At 68.7% G+C, this 15,021-nt stretch carries 14 protein-coding genes; 11 read left to right on the top strand and 3 right to left on the bottom strand.

The annotated features are described in order from the left end of the window. Window positions 1-379 precede the first annotated feature (379 nt). On the top strand, window positions 380-1,705 hold the full coding sequence (locus tag J0A91_RS01390) for a glycosyltransferase (protein WP_069206922.1): 1,326 nt from the start codon (window positions 380-382) through the stop codon (window positions 1,703-1,705). A 7-nt stretch (window positions 1,706-1,712) separates the two neighbouring features. Here the strand turns inward: J0A91_RS01390 and J0A91_RS01395 are convergent, their stop codons facing one another. After that, on the bottom strand, window positions 1,713-2,396 hold the full coding sequence (locus J0A91_RS01395) for a hypothetical protein (RefSeq protein WP_069206923.1): 684 nt from the start codon (window positions 2,394-2,396) through the stop codon (window positions 1,713-1,715). A gap of 199 nt (window positions 2,397-2,595) precedes the next feature. Between J0A91_RS01395 and J0A91_RS01400 the strand changes: the two genes are divergently transcribed. Beyond that, window positions 2,596-4,158 (top strand): amidase, encoded by a 1,563-nt coding sequence (locus J0A91_RS01400; protein WP_069203414.1) that lies wholly within the window; start codon window positions 2,596-2,598, stop codon window positions 4,156-4,158. A 116-nt stretch (window positions 4,159-4,274) separates the two neighbouring features. Here J0A91_RS01400 and J0A91_RS01405 read toward each other — a convergent pair whose 3' ends face one another. Beyond that, window positions 4,275-4,817 carry a hypothetical protein gene (locus J0A91_RS01405; RefSeq protein WP_069203415.1) on the bottom strand — a complete coding sequence of 181 codons (543 nt, stop codon included), beginning with the start codon at window positions 4,815-4,817 and terminating at the stop codon, window positions 4,275-4,277. 132 nt (window positions 4,818-4,949) lie between these two features. Here J0A91_RS01405 and J0A91_RS01410 point away from each other — a divergent pair, with 132 nt between their 5' ends. After that, on the top strand, window positions 4,950-5,315 hold the full coding sequence (locus tag J0A91_RS01410) for a PRC-barrel domain-containing protein (RefSeq protein ID WP_069203416.1): 366 nt from the start codon (window positions 4,950-4,952) through the stop codon (window positions 5,313-5,315). 154 nt (window positions 5,316-5,469) lie between these two features. On the opposite strand, the gene J0A91_RS01415 is transcribed toward J0A91_RS01410, so the two are convergent. Then, window positions 5,470-6,348 (bottom strand): tyrosine recombinase XerC, encoded by an 879-nt coding sequence (locus tag J0A91_RS01415; RefSeq protein WP_069203417.1) that lies wholly within the window; start codon window positions 6,346-6,348, stop codon window positions 5,470-5,472. Window positions 6,349-6,495: 147 nt separating this feature from the next. Between J0A91_RS01415 and J0A91_RS01420 the strand changes: the two genes are divergently transcribed. From J0A91_RS01420 to J0A91_RS01455, 8 genes are all read left to right on the top strand, one after another. Further along, the gene (locus J0A91_RS01420; protein ID WP_069203418.1) at window positions 6,496-8,664 is read left to right on the top strand and encodes a primosomal protein N'; all 2,169 of its coding nucleotides are present in this window, start codon (window positions 6,496-6,498) and stop codon (window positions 8,662-8,664) included. A 64-nt stretch (window positions 8,665-8,728) separates the two neighbouring features. After that, window positions 8,729-10,255, top strand: a complete 1,527-nt coding sequence (locus J0A91_RS01425) for a hypothetical protein (protein WP_069203419.1) — start codon at window positions 8,729-8,731, stop codon at window positions 10,253-10,255. Window positions 10,256-10,344: 89 nt separating this feature from the next. Further along, on the top strand, window positions 10,345-11,934 hold the full coding sequence (locus J0A91_RS01430) for a S1C family serine protease (RefSeq protein ID WP_069203420.1): 1,590 nt from the start codon (window positions 10,345-10,347) through the stop codon (window positions 11,932-11,934). Between the two features lie 54 nt (window positions 11,935-11,988). Further along, window positions 11,989-12,888, top strand: coding sequence for an acetylglutamate kinase (gene argB / locus J0A91_RS01435; RefSeq protein WP_069203421.1), 900 nt, complete (start codon window positions 11,989-11,991; stop codon window positions 12,886-12,888). A 61-nt stretch (window positions 12,889-12,949) separates the two neighbouring features. Then, entirely contained in the window at window positions 12,950-13,261 is a 312-nt protein-coding gene (locus J0A91_RS01440; protein WP_338056937.1) for a YggT family protein, read from the top strand. Next, complete coding sequence (locus J0A91_RS01445) at window positions 13,228-13,551, top strand: DUF167 family protein (RefSeq protein WP_240502164.1); 324 nt, start codon at window positions 13,228-13,230, stop codon at window positions 13,549-13,551. The genes J0A91_RS01440 and J0A91_RS01445 overlap by 34 nt, the downstream gene beginning before the upstream one ends. Before the next feature lie 4 nt (window positions 13,552-13,555). Beyond that, a complete protein-coding gene (gene folD / locus J0A91_RS01450) occupies window positions 13,556-14,431 on the top strand; it encodes a bifunctional methylenetetrahydrofolate dehydrogenase/methenyltetrahydrofolate cyclohydrolase FolD (protein WP_069203423.1) in 876 nt (291 codons plus the stop codon). Continuing rightward, complete coding sequence (locus J0A91_RS01455; RefSeq protein WP_069203424.1) at window positions 14,428-15,021, top strand: hypothetical protein; 594 nt, start codon at window positions 14,428-14,430, stop codon at window positions 15,019-15,021. Before folD ends, J0A91_RS01455 begins: the two co-directional genes overlap by 4 nt.

Raw genomic sequence — 15,021 nt, forward strand, 5'->3', positions numbered from 1 at the left:
TCAGTTCGTTCGGGGGACGCACCGCTAAGCTTCGCGGAAAAGCGACGGGGAGGATCGTCTCCCAGCCAACGTCGCGATTCCGGTGAAGACTGGCGGTTCGCATGGTCTCCCAAGCTGGAGCTTCCGGCCGCTGACCATGTCAGGAGGTTGCCGGGTGCCGAAAGGCCCCGGCAGCCTCTTTTCATTTCCACCTTTCCGTTCGCCCTGAGCGTGTCGAAGGGCGTGCCAAACACGCAACACAGCGCTTGGGGCACGTGCTTCGACTGGCTCAGCACGAACGGGCCTATGGCGGGTGGTCGCCAGCGACACGTCGCATTTCCCGCCTCGGTACAATCCCGAGATTGACGATCGGCCCGCGATTCCACAGGGAGCGAAGGGCATGCGCAAGATTGTCCTAACCACCATCGGAACGCTCGGCGATTTGCATCCCTTTATCGCCATCGCGCAGGCGCTGCGCCGCCACGGCTTCGCGCCCGTGCTCGCGGTGGCGGAGGACCAGCTCGCCAAATGCCGCGCGGCGGGGATCGAAGCGGTGGCGGTGCTGCCGGGGTTCGACTCGGTCCAGCATCGGCTCGGCCTTGCCGAGGACGAAGCGGTCAAGCGCATCATGGGCGACCAGATCGAGATGCTCGATCAGGTGCTGCTCCCGGCATTGCCCGGCTGCGTCCACAAACTCGAAGCGGCCACCGCCGGCGCCGAGGCGATCATCGCCTCGACCTTCGTGTTCGCCGCCCCCATCGTCGCGGAGAAGCTCAACATCCCGCTCGTCTCGGTGGTGCTCCAGCCGATGGCGATGCTGTCCGCGTATGATCCGCCCTGCACGCCCGATTTCTGGATGATGAAGCACGCGCCCAACACCGTGCTCGGCCGACTGTGGAACCGCGCGGTGTACGGCACGATGCGGCTCGCGGTTCAGCTCAAATGCGGCCCGCAGATCGATCGCGTCCGCACCGCGCACCGGCTGCCGCGCAAGAGCGCGCGGCGGCTGCTCGAAACTAGCGAGCGCTCGGCGCTGACGCTCGCCACCTATTCGCGCCATTTCAGCCCGCTGCCGCCCGATGCCGCGGCCAATATCCGGGTGGTCGGCTTCCCGATCTTCGACAGCCAGAGCGGCGCGGAAGAAGAGCTCGATCCTGCGCTGGCGGCATTTCTCGCCGACGGGCCGGCGCCGATCATCTTCACGCTCGGCAGCTTCGCGGTCCACTGCCCCGGCAATTTCTACGCCGAGGCGGCGGCGGCGGCGCGCGCGCTTGGCCGGCGCGCGGTGCTGCTCACCGGCGGACACGGCGCGCCGGCCCGCGACGGCGACATCTTCCGCTGCGCTTATGCGCCGCATTCGCTGCTGTTCCCGGCGGCGGCGGCGGTGATCCACCACGGCGGCGCGGGCACCACCGGCCAGGCGCTGCGCGCCGGCAAGCCGCAGCTCGTCGTGCCGCACATGGGCGACCAGTACGATCACGGCCAGCGCATCGAGCGGCTCGGCGTCGGCCTGTCGATGAAAGCGCACCGCTTCACCGCGACCCGCGCCGCGCGCATGATCGCCCGGCTGCTCGACGAACCCGAATATGCTGAGGCTGCCGCGCGGATCGGCGTGCAGGTCGCCCGCGAACACGGCGCCGATGCGGCCGCCGCCGCGATCGCCGAAGCGCTCGGCCCGGCCCGCGCACCCTCGCGCGCGTTCGTGCCCCGGCTGGCGATGGCGTAGCGAGCGATCAGGCCCGCTGCATGGCGAGACCGGCCGGACGCTCCGCCATCTCGCCCGCATCCGCCCAGTCGCGGCTGCGCGGCAGCCAGGGGTTGAGGAACAGCAAAGGCAGCTTCAGGAACAGCAGTTCGCGGTGGATCCAGAAGTCGATCAGCTTCTCGCGCCGCTTCGCCTGCGGCCGGCCGGTGCGCACCAGCCAATCCTGATAGGGTTGCCAATGGCTCGGCTCGTCGCGCTCGACGATGCGGAAGATCTTCACCAGCACCGGGTCGGACCGCACCAGCCGCGACCGCAGCAGCACGTCGACCTGCTTCATCCCGCGCATCTCGGTGAGCATGATGACCCGGCACAGCCGCTCGAACATCGCCTCGCTCGCGATCACCGCCCCGGTGTCGAGGTCGTCGATGGTCGATCCGAACACGATCTCGACGAAACGGTCGATATGCCCGCACGCCCGGTCCACCGACAACGGCATCTGCCCGCGCAGTTCGAACCAGCGGCGGAACATCACATAATGTTTGCGCTCGTCGGCCCGGTGCTTGCGGATCGCGGCGATGAAGGCGGCATCGTCGGGGCAATGCGCCTGCACCGCCTCCAGCACGCGGTCGATGCTCGTATAGCCGCGATGCTCGTTGTAGATGTAGATGGAGCCGAGCACGTCGAGGTAGCGGCGTCTGAAAGCGTCGAACATCGTCGGTTGCTTCACCTTTCACGACCGCGCGCGGTCTACCTCTCGAACGCCTCTGCGGGCTTTCGCGGACGATAGCATCATGGCTGAAAGGAACACCATCCTTTCGCGCCACTTGCGGCTTGCCGCGTGCCGGCGCTTCCAGCACTCTCGCGTCTCGCCGCCGCTCCTTCGGGCCGTGGCGAGGTTGGGGAAGCAAGACATGCGGATCGGACTGTTCCTTTTGGCGACCGCGATCGCCGCGCCGCTCGCCGCGCAGAGCACGGTCGAGGTCTCGATCACCCAACTCGACGCGCGGCTCGCCAACGGCACGGCGACCAGCCAGAGCCTCACCCGCGCCTATCTCGCCCGGATCGCGGCGATGGACCGCAAGGGGCCGGCGCTCCATGCCGTGATCGCGCTCAACCCCGATGCGCTGGCGGCGGCGCGGGCGAGCGACGCCCGCCGCCGTGCCGGCCACCCGCTCGGCCCGCTCGACGGCATACCGGTGCTCATCAAGGACAATATCGAAACCGCCGACCGAACCGCCACCACCGCCGGCAGCGTCGCGCTGAAAGACAATGTCACCGGCCGCGACGCGCCCTTGGTCGCGCGGCTGCGCGCAGGCGGCGCGGTGATCCTCGGCAAGACCAATCTGTCCGAATGGGCCAACATCCGCTCCGACCATTCGATGAGCGGCTGGAGCGCCACCGGCGGGCTGGTGCGCAACCCCTATGCGCTCGATCGCACCGCCTGCGGCTCGTCGAGCGGATCGGGCGCTGCGGTGGCGGCAAGCTTCGCGGCGGCGGCGGTCGGCACCGAGACCGATGGATCGGTGGTGTGCCCCGCGGCGATGAACGGGCTGGTCGGGCTGAAGCCGACGCTCGGGCTGGTCAGCCGCACCCATGTCGTGCCGATCAGCCACAGCCAGGACACGCCCGGCCCGATGGCACGCAGCGTCGAGGATGCCGCGATCCTGCTCGACGGCATGACCGGCTTCGACCCCGCCGATCCCGCGAGCCGCAACATCCAATATGTCGCCGCGCATTCCTACGCCGCCGATCTCAAGCGTGCGACGCTAAAGGGCGTGCGCATCGCCGTGCTCCACCCCGACATGCCCGAAGCGATGAAGCCCGCCTATGCCGCCGCGCTCGCCGTGCTCACGGCGCAGGGCGCGGTTCTGGTTGATGTCGAGATGCCCAGGCTCGACGGCATCGGCGAGGCGGAAAGCCTCGTGCTGCACACCGAACTCAAGGCCGATCTCGACGCCTATCTCGCCACCACCCCGCCCGCGGTGAAGACCCGCACGCTCGCCGACGTGATCGCCTTCAACGATGCGAACGCGGCCGCGGAAATGCCGTTCTTCGCACAGGAAACCTTCCGCGCCGCCGCGAAGACCACCGGCCTCGCCGATCCCGAATATCTCGGCGCGCTCGCCAAATCGCGGCGGCTGGCCGGCAAGGAAGGCATCGACGCGCTGCTCGCGCAGGCCAACGCCACGCTGATCGTCGCGCCGAGCTATGGCCTCCCGTGGCTCAGCGACACCGTCTCGGGCGACGGCGGCGAAGGCCCGAGCGCGAGCCAGCTTCCGGCCGTGGCGGGCTATCCGCACCTTACCGTGCCGATGGGGCTGGTCAAAGGGCTGCCGGTCGGCCTGTCCTTCATCGCGACGGCACTGGGCGACCAGACCGTGCTCGATGCCGGCTATGTTTACGAACAGGCCTCCCACGCCCGCGTCGCCCCGCGCTATTTGCCCACGGCGGATGTCGCCTTAAGCCATCCTTAAGCGAGCCCCACACCCACCCCGTTCGCACTGAGCCTGTCGAAGTGCGTGCCCCACACGCCCCGTTCGCGGCCCGTCCTTCGACAAGCTCGGCACGAACGGAGTGAGAGGTCAGCCCGTTACTTCCGGCAATCCTCGGTCACGCGCTCGATCTCGGCCCAGGCCGGGATCACCAGAGTCGGATAGCCCGTCTGTTCGATCACGAACCGGCCCCGGCTGAACCCCATCGCGTCGAGCAGCGAATCGCGCGGCATCAGCGCCACCGCGAGATATGGCGTCGCGCCCCCGGTCGGCGTCAGGTTGAGCGTGCGCGCGGTGCTGGTGGTACGGATCGTCGCCGTGCCCGCGCCGCCAGCGCCGGCGCGCGACAGATACACCATCCGCGCACCCGCGTCGCAGCGCAGCGTCAGCACCGCGTCGCTGCCCGGCGTGCCGTACAGCGCGATCGATCCGCGCGCATCCTGCCGGTACACCCAGTCGCCCGGCGTCAGCGGCCAGTCGCGCCAGTCCGCCGCGGCAGGCGTCGGCGCCGGCGGGAGCGGCGCGGCCGGGCGGGGCGTCACCATCGGAGCGGGGCGCGACGGTTGCGGGCGAGGCGCTGGCGCGACGCACCCCGCCACGGCGAGACTGAGGGCGATGCCGGAAAGGAAACGTGCGCGCATGCCTCGCTATGGGCGATGCGCGCGCCCGGCTCAACCACCCGTGTCACGTGAGCGACGAAATGCCGCACACCCACGATCAGGAACCGCCGGCACCATCAGCCGTTACGCAGACGACACAGATGGGAACTCCGCATGACCGACCAGCCCGCCACGCAATTGCTGATCTCCTCGAACCGCAGCGACGCGATGAAGGTGCGCAGCCGCGACGGCGAGCGGATCGGCTCGGTCCACGCCTTCATGATCGACAAGCGCAGCGGCCATTCGCTGTATGCGGTGCTGACGATCGGCGGGTTCCTCGGCATGGGCAAGGCGTTCTACCCGCTGCCGTTCGCGCTGCTCGATTTCGATCCCATCTCCGACGCCTATGTCGTCACGATCGACCGCCGCGTGCTAGAAGGCGGCCCGAGCTGGGCCAACAACGCCCCCGATTTCGACCAGGCTTATGCCGATCGCGTCGCCAGCTATTATTCGGTGCCAGCCGAGAATCTGGCTGTGTGACCTCCCCTCTCCGTTCGTCCCGAGCGAAGTCGAGGGACAAGCCCCAAGCGATGCGCAGGGTGTCTCGACTTCGCTCGACACGAACGGTTGGGTTTCGACTAACTCAGCACGACCACGGATATTCACGCGAAGGCGCGCAAAACGCACCAAGCGCTCACGCCCGAGGATGCGCATTCCGGTACACGTCGAGCAGATGCGCCGCATCGACCGCCGTATAAATCTGCGTGGACCCCAGACTCGCGTGCCCGAGCAACTCCTGCAACGCGCGCAGATCCGCCCCGCGCCCGAGCAGATGCGTCGCGAAACTGTGCCGAAGCGCATGCGGCGTGGTGCGCTCAGGCAGCCCCAGCCGCACCCGCGCCGCCTGCACGGCGCGGCGGATCAGCCCGGGCGCGAGCGGTCCGCCCTTCGCGCCGCGAAACAGCGCCGCCTCGCGCCCCAGCGCATAGGGGCATAGCGCCACATAGTCCTCCACCGCCGCGCGCACCTGCGGCAGCAGCGGCACGATCCGCGTCTTGGCGCGCTTGCCGGTGACGACCAGCGTCTCGCCGAGCGGCAGCACCGCCCCGGTCAGCCCGACCGCCTCGCCGATCCGCAAGCCGGCGCCATACAGCAACAACAGCACTGCGAGATCCCGCGCGCCGATCCACGCCTCGTCGCGATCCTCGGCAACCTCGTCGGTCAGCGCGATCACCTCGTCGGGCGAGATCGGGCGCGGCACACCCTTCTTGACGCGCGGCCCGGCGAGGCGCGGCACCGCGACGCCCGCGAAGCCGAGAAACGCCCGCACCGCCGAAAGCTCGCGCGCCGCCGAGGCATTGCCGATCCCCGCACCGCTCTCCGCACCCCGCCGCATCGCCAGAAACGCGCGCAGATCGGCGGCGGTCAGCGCCTCCAGCACCGGCGGCCCGCCGGTATGCGCCTGCAGGAACCCCAGCAACCGCTCCGCCGTCGCCTGATAGGCGCGCACGGTATGCACCGACCGCCGCCGGTCACGCGCGAGATGCTCGGCAAAGGCTTGGGGGAGGTTCATGTGTGTCGCTTACACCAACCCGTCGCCCCGGCGAAGGCCGGGGCCGTCGCGTGTGGTGCGATCGTCCCGCCAAATTACACAACGGCCCCGGCCCCCGCCGGGGCGACGGTCGCCTTTTCCCGCACCACTCCCTAAATACCCCCCAGCATGTCCCGCGCCCGCGTCCTCGTCATGAACTCCGCGCTCGGCCCGCTCGATTACCGCGTGCCGCACGGCATGCACGTCGAGCCGGGGTCGGTCGTCGTCGCGCCGCTTGGGCCGCGCCAGTTGCTCGGCATCGTCTGGGAACCCGATCGGATGCCGTCCGACGCCGAAGTCGGCGACAACCGCCTGCGCAACCTGCTCGCCGTGCTGCCCGTCCCCCCGCTCGCCACCCCGCTCCGGCGGCTGATCGAATGGACCGCCGATTACTATCTCGCCGCCCCCGCCGCCGTCGCGCGGATGGCGCTCGCCTCGACCTCGGCTCTGGAGGGCGCCAAGCTCGTCACCGAATATCGCGCCACCGGCGACATCCCCGATCGCCTCACCCCGCAGCGCGAACAGGCGCTCGAACGGATCGGCGCGCATCAGGGGTTGATCCGCGAACTCGCGACGATCGCCGATGTCTCCGACGCGGTGATTCGTGGCCTCGTCAAAGTGGGCGCGATCGAACCCATTTCGGTCGATATCGATCAACCCTTCCCGCTCCCCGATCCAAGCCACGGCGCGCCCGCGCTCAGCGCCGACCAGCGCGCCGCCTCCGCAACGCTCGTCGCCGATGTCGAGGCGAGCCGCTTCCAGCCCACCTTGCTCGACGGCGTCACCGGATCGGGCAAGACCGAGGTGTATTTCGAAGCCGTCGCCGCCGCCATCGCCCAAGGCAAGCAGACGCTCGTCCTCCTCCCCGAAATCGCGCTGACCGAACCCTTCCTCAAACGCTTCGCCGCGCGCTTCGGCTGCGCGCCGGTCGCATGGCACTCGGGCTTGCGCCAATCGCAACGCCGGCGCGCCTGGCGGCAGATCGCCGACGGCCAGGCACTCGTCACGGTCGGCGCGCGCTCGGCGCTGTTCCTGCCCTATGCCAATCTCGGCCTCATCATCGTCGATGAAGCGCATGAGACCAGCTTCAAGCAGGAAGAGGGCGTTCATTATCACGCGCGCGACGTCGCCGTGATGCGCGGCAAGTTCGAACAATGCCCGGTCATCCTCGCCTCGGCGACGCCAGCGATCGAGACCCGACAGCAGGTCGCCGCCGGCCGCTATGCCGAGGTCAAGCTTCCCGGCCGCTGGGGCGCCGCCGAAATGCCGTCGATCGCGCCGATCGACCTGATCGCCGAACCGCCCGAACGCGGCCGCTGGATCGCGCCGCGTCTGGTCAAGGCGATCGACGAGACGCTCGGCCGCCGCGAACAGGCGCTCCTGTTCCTCAACCGGCGCGGCTATGCGCCGCTGACGCTCTGCCGGACCTGCGGCCACCGCTTCCAATGCCCCAATTGCACCGCGTGGATGGTCGAGCACCGGCTGGTGCGCCGGCTCGCCTGCCACCACTGCGGGCACACCGAGCCGGTGCCGCGCGTCTGCCCCGAATGCAGCACCGAGGATACTTTGGTGCCGGTCGGCCCCGGCGTCGAGCGGATCGCCGACGAGGTGAAGTTGCTCTTCCCCGAGGCCAAGGTCGCGGTCGTCACCTCGGACACGATCTGGTCCCCCGCCAAGGCCGCCGAGTTCGTCGGCCGGATGGAGGCGCACGACATCGATCTGATTGTCGGCACCCAGCTCATCACCAAGGGCTATCACTTCCCCAATTTGACGTTGGTCGGGGTGATCGACGCCGATCTCGGCCTCGAAGGCGGCGATCTGCGCGCGAGCGAGCGCACCTTCCAGCAGATCATGCAGGTCGCCGGCCGCGCCGGGCGCGGCGCCAAGCCCGGCCACGTCTATCTCCAGACGCACAGCCCCAACGCCGCCGTCATGCGCGCGCTCATCACCGGCGATGCCGAAGCGTTCTACGCGGCCGAAACCGAAAGCCGCCGCGAAGCCGGCGCGCCCCCCTTCGGCCGCTTCGCCGCGATCGTCGTCTCCAGCGAAGACCAGACCGCCGCGCAGGACGCCGCCAAGGCGATCGGCCGCGCCGCCCCGCGCATCGACGCGATGGAAGTCTACGGCCCCGCCCCCGCCCCGCTCGCCATGCTGCGCGGCCGCCACCGCTTCCGCCTGCTCGTCCACGCGAAGCGCGCGCTCGACGTTCAGGACGTGATCCGGGCGTGGCTCGGCGGGGTGGACTGGTCAGCGAAGGTGCGCGTGGTGGTGGATGTCGACCCGTATAGTTTCTTGTAGGCGATCATGATTGCGGCGGCGACCGCGCGCTCCTAGCTTCGGTCCCGATCGGGGGGTCAACATCATGATTCGCAAGCTGCTGCTGGGACTGCTTTTGGCGATGCCGGGCATCGCCCATGCCGAATGGTATGAAGCGAGCGGGAAGCATTTCGTCGTCTATTCGCCGCAAAGCCCCAAGACGACGACTGCCTTTACCGAACAGCTCGAACGCTATGACGCCGCGATGCGGGTCATGCGCGGGCTAGACGATCCACCGATCGACCCGGTCAACCGCGTCACCGTCTATATCGTGCCTGACACCTCGGTCATCCGGCGCATCGGCGGGTCCGAGGCGCGCGGCGTGTACACCGATCATGTCCATCCCGCCGCCTTCGTGCCGCGCGTCACCGAGGCGGGACATATCTGGGATCTCGATGGCGGCAGTGTCCTGCGGCATGAATATGCCCACCATTTCATGTTCAGCACGTTCGGCGACACCGCGCTGCCGCTGTGGCTGGTCGAGGGCTATGCCGAGTTCAACGCGGCCGCGATCTTCAATCCCGACGGATCGGTGACGTTCGGGCAGATGCCGGGCTATCGCGCGCTTGGGCTGCTCAGAGGGCCGAGCCTGTCGCTCAGGGCGATGTTCAGCGCCGATTCGCGCCAACTCGATCCCGAACATACCGACGTTCTGTATGGCAAGGGCTGGCTGCTCGTGCATTATCTCGCGTTCGAGAAATCGCGCAGCGAGCAACTCGGCGCTTATGTCACCGCGATGCACCACGGCAAGTCGCCGCTCGAAGCCGCGAGCGTGTTCGGCGATCTGGGTCGCCTCGACCGGGATTTGTCGAAAACGCTCGATGCCTCGCGGATCACCGTCCTCACCGTCCCCGCGGCGAAGCTGAAGATCGGGGCGATCGCGCTGCGCCCGCTGACACCCGGCGAAGCGGCGATCATGCCGATACGGGTTCAGTCGAAAGCCGGCGTCACCCGCGCCCTGGCCAGCCAGTTGGTGATACAGGCGCGCAAGGCTGCCGCGCCCTATCCCGACGATCCCAAGGTGCAGATCGCGCTCGCCGAAGCCGAATATGATTCCGGTAATTACGCGCTGTGCGATGCCGCGGCCGCCCGCGCGCTCGCCGCCGATGCCAAGGCCGTGCCGGCGCATGTCTATCAGGGCATGGCGGCGGCGGCGGTGGCGCGAAAGGCCGGCGCGACCGATGCGAAGACCTGGGCCGGCGTGCGCAAGCATTTCATCATCGCCAACCATCTCGACCCGGACGATCCCCAACCGCTCGCGCTGTTCTACGACAGTTTCGCGAGCGGCGAGACTCCGACCGCCAATGCCTTGAACGGGCTGCGGCGGGCGCTGGTGCTCGTGCCGTTCGATGTCGCGATCCGCTGGCAACTCGCTTTTGCCGAGATGCGCGAGCGGGATTGGCCCGCCGTTCGCGACACCATCTTGCCGCTCGCCTACGCGCCCCATCCCGATGCGAAGACCCGATCGGCCGCCGAACTGGTCGCCGCCATAGACGCCGGCGACGCCGCCGCGATCACCGCGAAGGCTACAGCCCTGCAGGCGAAGCAGGCCGAGGAGAACGCCGCCGGCTGATGCGTTCCATCGCGTCCAACCACCGTCCGCCCGCGTCGCAGGTGCTTTTGCGCTGTCCTACACCGCCGCATCCTGTCAAAATCACGGCGATGACCGTTCCGTCCAACACCCCAGCGCGCGCACGCCGCATCGTCTCCTCGCCCGTGCGCGGTCTAGGCAACCTTAGCCACTTTTGCGCACTCCTGCTCGCGGTGCTGGCGCTCGTCGCCCCGGCGCGTGCCGATGATATCGGCGCGACCGCGCGCGGCGTCGTGCGCGTCGTCACGATCGCGATGGTCGATGGCGAAGTCGTCGGCTTCGGCCACGGCAGCGGCTTCGCGATCGCGCCCAACCGGATCGTCACCAACGCGCACGTCGTCGAACTGGCGAAACGCTATCCCGACAATGTCGTCGTCGGCGTCGTGCCGTCGGAAGGCAGCAAGAGCTACGAGGGCAAGGTGATCGCGCTCGATGCCACCCGCGATCTCGCGATCATCGATGTGCCCGGCGCACGTCTGCCGCCGGTTGCGGTCTACAGCGGCCCGATCGAAGAGGGCAGCGCCGTCACCGCGCTCGGCTATCCGGGCAATGTCGATCTCGCGACGGCACAATCGGCGACCGATTACATCCATCCGCTCACGCCGATCCGCACCGGCGGCGTGTTCTCCGGGCGGCGCATCATGACCGGCGTCCAGGTGCTGCTCCACACCGCCGGCATCGCGCGCGGCAATTCGGGCGGGCCGCTGCTCGATCCGTGCGGGCGCGTGCTCGGCGTCAATTCGGCGATCACCCACAGCGAGGAGGGCGACACCAGCTTCGGCTTCGCGATCGCCGACAGCGAGCTGACCGCGTTCCTCGCCGCCGCCAAGCAGCCGTACAGCGCGGTCGGCCTGCCCTGCACCAGCCTCGCCGACACGCTCAAGCGCGACAGCGACGCCGACGCGCAGGCGAGCGCACAGGCCGATGCGGCGAAGCGCGACGCCGCCGCCAAGGCCGCCGCCGCGCATGAGGCGGCGCTGGCCAAGGCACGCGCGGATGTCGAGAACAACCGCGAGGACGTGATGGCGCTTGCGGCGGTGCTGCTGGTGCTCGGCGCGCTCGGCGTCGGCGGCGCGGGGCTGCTCGAACTCCGGGGCGAGCGGCGCTGGGCGATCGGCGCCGGCGCGGGCGGGTTGCTGCTGATGGTCGCTGCGGCGATCGTCTTCTTCAATCGCCCGACCGGCGATCCCGTATTGCCACCCGAGACGGTGACCACCGCGACGCCAACCCCGGTCGCCGCCGATACCGCGACCGGCAAGCTGGTCTGCTCGGTGGTGCCCGAGCGCAGCCGCATCGTCTCGTCCTCGACCGACGACGTGCATCTCGACTGGGGCCAGGATGGCTGCATGAACGGCCGCACCCAATATGCCGAGGACGGAACGCGGTGGGATCGCTTCCTCGTCCCCAACGAGGAGCAGACCGCATCGCTGTTGCAGTTCGATCCCGCGACGAAGACTTATACCGCGCTGCGCTACTTCCTCGGCGCCGACCAGATGGATGCGCTGCGCAAGATCCGCTCGCAGATCCCGCTCAAGGCCTGCTCCGCAGATCCCGCCGCGCGCGCCGCGCTCGCAACGCAACAGGGCGCGATCCGCGCCGCGCTGCCCGCCTATCCCAACGAGAAGATCGTCTATCGCTGCACCGCCGATACGACACCGTGATTCGTCGCGCGCAAAGACTACTCAGCGCGCGCGGAAGCTTGTAAGCGGCGCCGCATGACCGATCATACGCCCCACGCCTCGCTGCTCGCCAAGGCCGAAACGCTCGTCGAGGCGCTGCCCTACATGCAGCTCCACGCCGGCACGACGTTCGTCATCAAATATGGCGGCCACGCGATGGGCGATCCGGAGGCGGCGCGCGATTTCGCCGAGGATGTCGTGCTGATGAAAGCGGTCGGCATCAATCCCGTGGTCGTCCACGGCGGTGGTCCGCAGATCGGCGCGATGCTCAAGCGTCTCGGCGTCGAATCGCGCTTCGTCGATGGCCTGCGCGTCACCGATGCCGAGACCGCGCGGATCGCGGAAATGGTGCTAGCGGGGTCGATCAACAAGGAAATCGTCGGCTGGATCGATCAGGCCGGCGGCCGCGCGGTCGGCATCTCGGGGCGCGACGCCAATTTCGTCACCGCCGAAAAGGTCGGCCGGTCGACCCCGGACAAATTGCAGGGCATCGAACGCCATGTCGATCTCGGCTTCGTCGGCGAACCCGTCGCGGTCGACCGGCGCATCATCGACACGCTCTCCGACGCGGGCGTGATCCCGGTGATCGCCCCGATCGCGCACGGAGCGGACGGGCAGACCTACAACATCAACGCCGATACGATGGCCGGCGCAATCGCCGCCGCGCTCGGCGCCAAGCGCTTCTTTCTTCTCACCGACGTGGCCGGCGTGCTCGACAAGAACAAGGAACTCGTCACCGATCTCGATCCGGCGGCGGTCGCCGCGCTGCGTGCCGACGGCACGATCAGCGGCGGCATGATCCCCAAGCTCGAGACCTGCGTGATGGCGGTCGAGCAGGGTGTCGAGGCGGCGGTGATCCTCGACGGACGCGTTCCGCACGCGATGCTGCTCGAAATCTTCACCAAGCGCGGCGCGGGCACGCTCGTCCACGCGTAAACGGTCGCGCGCGCGCCCTGTCTAGGCTAGTATCGGACGATCGCAGCATCGGGAGATTTCGTTGGCCTCGTTTTTCATCATGCTGCTCAACATCGTCCAGATCCTGCTGGACGTGGCGAGCTTCATCATCATCGTACAATTCATCCTGTCGCTTCTGATCTCGTTCAACGTGGTCAACACGACGAACGAGGTCGTCCGCTCGCTCGACCGTGGACTCACGGTCATCACCGAGCCGGTGTACCGGCCGATCCGCCGCATGTTGCCGGCGACCGGCGCGATCGATTTCGCGCCGCTGGTGGTGCTGATCCTCATCCGCATCCTCGATCTCGCGGTACTGCCGTGGCTGTACGGGCTGGCGGTGTCGGCGGGTTGAGCGCGTGGCGGCCTTGCGACGACGGCATCCACATCGCCGTCCGGGTGACGCCGCGCGGCGGCCGCGAGGCGCTCGGGCCGGGCACGCCCGAGCATTTCGCAGCGCGGATTTCCGCTCCGCCGGTGGACGGCGCCGCCAATGCCGCGCTGCTCGCGCTCGTCGCGCGCGAGTTCGGCGTGGCGAAACGTTCGGTGACGCTGACCGGCGGCGCGACCGCGCGGCTCAAGCGTCTGCACATCACGGGCGATCCAGCGACGCTGGGGGTGATTGCCACAGAGCGAATGGGGTGACGGCATGAGCGCGAACATCATCGACGGCAAGGCGTTCGCACTGGGCTTGCGCGAACGCATCGCGGCGCAGGTCGCGAATTTCGTGGCGGCGGCAGGTCGCAAGCCCGGCCTCGCGGTCGTGCTGGTCGGCGAAGATCCGGCCTCCGCCGTCTATGTCCGCTCGAAGGGCAAAGCGACAGTCGCCGCCGGAATGGCGAGCTTTGAACATCGTCTTCCCGCCGATGTCGCGCAGGACGAGTTGCTCGCCCTGGTCGATACGCTCAACGCCGATCCGGCGGTGGACGGCATCCTCGTCCAACTGCCGCTGCCCGGGCATCTCGACGAACTCGCGGTGACGACGCGGATCGACCCCGACAAGGATGTCGACGGCTTCCATCCGGTCAACGCCGGGCGGCTCGCCACCGGGCTGGAGGGGTTCGTGCCCTGCACCCCGCTCGGCTGCGTGATGCTGCTCAAGGACCAGCTCGGCGATCTCACCGGGCTCGACGCGGTGGTGATCGGCCGATCGAACATCGTCGGCAAGCCGATGGCGCAATTGCTGCTCAAGGAAAGCTGCACCGTCACGATCGCCCATTCGCGCACGCGCGATCTGTCGAGCGTGGTCAAGCGTGCCGATATCGTCGTCGCGGCCGTCGGGCGCGCTGAGATGGTCAAGGGCGAATGGATCAAACCCGGCGCGACCGTGATCGACGTCGGCATCAACCGTACCGCGACCGGACTGGTCGGCGACGTCGATTTCGCGGGCGCGGCGAGCGTCGCCGGCGCGATCACGCCGGTGCCGGGCGGCGTCGGCCCGATGACGATCGCGGTGTTGCTCCGCAATACGCTCGTTTCCGCCGGACGCCGCGAGGGCGTCGCGATCGACGAGGTGGCGCTGTGATCCTCACGCTGCTGCTCGCCGCCGCCATCCCGCAAACCGCCGTCGACGCCGAACTGGCCTTCGCCAAGGCGGCACGCGGCGAAGGCCAATGGACCGCATTCCGCCGCTTCGCCGCGCCCGACGCGGTGATGTTCGTGCCCGACGCGGTGAAGGCGCAGGAATGGCTCCAGAACCGCGACGATCCCGCTACCGCGACCCGCTGGCAGCCGGCGGTGAGCTATGTCTCGTGCGACGGCCATTGGGCGGTCAACACCGGCGGCTGGCAGCGCCCGGATGGCACCAGCGGCTATTTCACGACGATCTGGCATCGCGGCAAGCGCCACTGGCGCTGGGTGTTCGATCACGGCGACACGACCGCGGCAGCGCGGATCATCCCGCCCAAGCCGGTCGTGCGGCATGCCGCCTGTAGCGGCAAGGGCGCCGGTACGTTCGGGGTCGATGCCGATGCCGGTTTCGGGTCATCGGGCGACCAGACGCTCCGCTGGCGCTGGAACGTCACCTACACCAAGGGCCGCACCCTGTCGGTCGAATTGTGGGACGGCGATCAATATCAGCGCGTCATCAACGACGTGGTCGCACCCCCACAATGA

Origin of the sequence: Sphingomonas panacis, from assembly GCF_001717955.1 — a bacterium.
Classification (GTDB): domain Bacteria; phylum Pseudomonadota; class Alphaproteobacteria; order Sphingomonadales; family Sphingomonadaceae; genus Sphingomonas; species Sphingomonas panacis.

Excerpts from the sequence above, each read along its gene's own strand:
- J0A91_RS01390 (WP_069206922.1), top strand. The coding sequence starts at position 380 with ATGCGCAAGATTGTCCTAACCACCATCGGAACGCTCGGCGATTTGCAT.
- J0A91_RS01395 (WP_069206923.1), bottom strand. The coding sequence starts at position 2,396 with ATGTTCGACGCTTTCAGACGCCGCTACCTCGACGTGCTCGGCTCCATC.
- J0A91_RS01400 (WP_069203414.1), top strand. The coding sequence starts at position 2,596 with ATGCGGATCGGACTGTTCCTTTTGGCGACCGCGATCGCCGCGCCGCTC.
- J0A91_RS01405 (WP_069203415.1), bottom strand. The coding sequence starts at position 4,817 with ATGCGCGCACGTTTCCTTTCCGGCATCGCCCTCAGTCTCGCCGTGGCG.
- J0A91_RS01410 (WP_069203416.1), top strand. The coding sequence starts at position 4,950 with ATGACCGACCAGCCCGCCACGCAATTGCTGATCTCCTCGAACCGCAGC.
- J0A91_RS01415 (WP_069203417.1), bottom strand. The coding sequence starts at position 6,348 with ATGAACCTCCCCCAAGCCTTTGCCGAGCATCTCGCGCGTGACCGGCGG.
- J0A91_RS01420 (WP_069203418.1), top strand. The coding sequence starts at position 6,496 with ATGTCCCGCGCCCGCGTCCTCGTCATGAACTCCGCGCTCGGCCCGCTC.
- J0A91_RS01425 (WP_069203419.1), top strand. The coding sequence starts at position 8,729 with ATGATTCGCAAGCTGCTGCTGGGACTGCTTTTGGCGATGCCGGGCATC.
- J0A91_RS01430 (WP_069203420.1), top strand. The coding sequence starts at position 10,345 with ATGACCGTTCCGTCCAACACCCCAGCGCGCGCACGCCGCATCGTCTCC.
- argB (WP_069203421.1), top strand. The coding sequence starts at position 11,989 with ATGACCGATCATACGCCCCACGCCTCGCTGCTCGCCAAGGCCGAAACG.
- folD (WP_069203423.1), top strand. The coding sequence starts at position 13,556 with ATGAGCGCGAACATCATCGACGGCAAGGCGTTCGCACTGGGCTTGCGC.